The sequence below is a fragment of the Xenorhabdus khoisanae genome (assembly GCF_001037465.1).
Classification (GTDB): Bacteria; Pseudomonadota; Gammaproteobacteria; order Enterobacterales; family Enterobacteriaceae; genus Xenorhabdus; species Xenorhabdus khoisanae.
This window is the reverse complement of sequence record NZ_LFCV01000226.1, coordinates 1-2,367: the sequence shown is the minus strand read 5'-3', so window position 1 is coordinate 2,367 and position 2,367 is coordinate 1. Positions and strand designations below refer to the sequence as shown.

Here is a 2,367-nt window from a genome sequence, read left to right as displayed (position 1 = left end):
CTCTAAGCTATATTATTTATATATCTAATATTATTTATTATAGGAACAAAAAACCGTGAATAATGAATTTACCAATCAATTTGAGAAAAGTATGAACACAATGTCATATGTTCATAATCAACTCATCAAATCACGATCTGTTATCATTTCTGGGGAAATTAATCAGCAACTCGCTGAAAAAGTCATGACCCAACTGCTAATTTTGCAGGAAATCAGTCATGAACCAATAAAAATATTTATCAATAGCCAAGGTGGCCATGTTGAAGCAGGAGATACCCTGCATGACATGATTAAATTCATCAAACCAGAAGTCATGATGATTGGTACGGGTTGGGTTGCAAGCGCTGGTATCACCATCTTCCTTGCTGCCAACAAAGAAAATCGTTACTCACTGCCAAATACCCGTTTTATGATCCACCAGCCTTTAGGTGGCGTTCAGGGACGCGCTTCAGATATAGAAATCGAAGCCAGAGAAATATTAAAAATCCGCAACCGCATAAATAGGCTGATCAGTGAAGCAACCAGCCATCCCCTCGACAAAGTAGCAAAAGACACCGATCGTAATTACTGGATGGAACCCGAAGAAGCCCAAAATTATGGTATCGTCGGACAGATTATTAGCCATTGGAATGAGTTGCAATCATTCCAATGAGAGCTGTTTTTTGTCAGGCAACACAGGCGGTATTATCCAAAATCAATAATAACCGCCTGATTTCTTTATCATCTATCTAAGTTATTGGGCATTTTCGTTTTATCCAGCATCCACAAAAAATCCTTCTCTGTAACAGGCTCAAAACCAAATTTTTTATAAAGCCCTCCCGCAGTAGAAGTTACCAACGCCACATTTTGTACATGAGGAATGACCGGATGTTGCAAAATACATTCCACCAGCCAACGCCCTAATCCTTTTTTCTGATACTCATCAATAATAAATACATCTGAGATATAAGATAATATGGCAAAGTCAGTTATTAATCTGGCAAATCCAATTTCTTTATCGCGATGAAATAGTCCAAAACATAAACTATTTTCTATCGCAGTTTTGACTCTTTCAAACTCAATACCGCGCGCCCAAAATAATTGCGATAATTCACTATGTACGAAACGAATATCAATTTTTCTCTTATCTGTTGTTATCCAGTATTCACCCCGTTCCCATGTTATATTTTGCTCCATCATTTTTCCTTTTAAGAAAAGATTGAACTGTGAAGAAAACTTATCATAAAAATGAGAAGAAAAAAGCCACGCTATGGCATGACTTTTCAAAATGAGAGGAATATTAATTAATGAATCAAGCTTCTTTCTGTAATAGCATCCGATATATCAAACCGCCAATAGCACCACCAATTAATGGAATCAACCAAAATACCCAAAGTTGCTCTAAGGCCCAAGTCCCCTGGAAAATAGCAACTGCTGTACTTCTTGCCGGGTTAACAGACGTATTGGTCACAGGAATACTGATTAAATGAATAAGAGTTAAAGACAGACCAATAGCTAATGGTGCGAAGCCTGCCGGCGCATTTTTATCTGTTGTCCCAAGAATGATCATCAAGAAAAACGCGGTTAATACTAATTCAATAATAATTGCAGCCTGTAATGAAAAACCACCTGGAGAATGTTCGCCGTAACCATTAGAGGCAAAACCACTCGCCGTTGCATCAAAACCACTTTTACCACTGGCGATAAGATAAAGTACTGCTGCTGCCGCAATCCCGCCAATCACTTGAGCAATGATATAAGGAATGACATCTTTTGCAGAAATACGCCCCCCTGCAAATAATCCCAATGTTACCGCAGGATTAAAATGCCCTCCTGAAATATGCCCCACGGCATAGGCCATTGTCACCACAGTTAAACCAAAAGCCAGAGATACACCCACAAAACCAATCCCCAGCTGCGGAAATGCTGCCGCTAAAACAGCACTGCCACATCCACCAAACACCAACCAAAAAGTACCAAAAAACTCTGCTGATAATTTTTTAAACATTCTACGATTCCTCAATGATATTTGCATGAATGCAAAAGAATCCAAAAACAGTTTAGTTAGTATTTTTAAATATGGGCAAGGAATCATAGGCAGAAAAAATGAGAGACAAATATCATCAAGGTGAATTTAAGGTTTAGTTTCTTATGGATGCTCTATTGTTAACTTGGTAACAAATAATGTCGTAGAAACATCTTGCTTATTAAAAGTAAAATAATTTAAAAACAGAAGATAATGTTATAAATCGAACAACCTGAGTTTAATATAACGAAAACTCAGGTTGTTGATTTACTAAGTCAATAGATTATTTATGCACTGCTGCCTTGACTTCATCCGATGCCTGCCAAATACGATATTTAACTGTCATCGATTTTGGTGTATAT

Annotated in this window: 3 protein-coding genes; 1 reads left to right on the top strand and 2 read right to left on the bottom strand. The window is 37.5% G+C overall.

Features of this window, described 5'->3' with window-relative positions; all coding sequences use genetic code 11:
* Nucleotides 1-55: 55 nt before the first annotated feature.
* On the top strand, nucleotides 56-652 hold the full coding sequence (locus tag AB204_RS20350) for an ATP-dependent Clp protease proteolytic subunit (protein ID WP_268802314.1): 597 nt from the start codon (nucleotides 56-58) through the stop codon (nucleotides 650-652).
* A gap of 68 nt (nucleotides 653-720) precedes the next feature.
* Here the strand turns inward: AB204_RS20350 and AB204_RS20345 are convergent, their stop codons facing one another.
* Both AB204_RS20345 and aqpZ read right to left on the bottom strand, forming a co-directional pair.
* Complete coding sequence (locus AB204_RS20345) at nucleotides 721-1,179, bottom strand: GNAT family N-acetyltransferase (RefSeq protein WP_235428160.1); 459 nt, start codon at nucleotides 1,177-1,179, stop codon at nucleotides 721-723.
* Nucleotides 1,180-1,291: 112 nt separating this feature from the next.
* Nucleotides 1,292-1,987 carry an aquaporin Z gene (aqpZ, locus tag AB204_RS20340; RefSeq protein ID WP_047965202.1) on the bottom strand — a complete coding sequence of 232 codons (696 nt, stop codon included), beginning with the start codon at nucleotides 1,985-1,987 and terminating at the stop codon, nucleotides 1,292-1,294.
* Nucleotides 1,988-2,367: the final 380 nt, after the last annotated feature.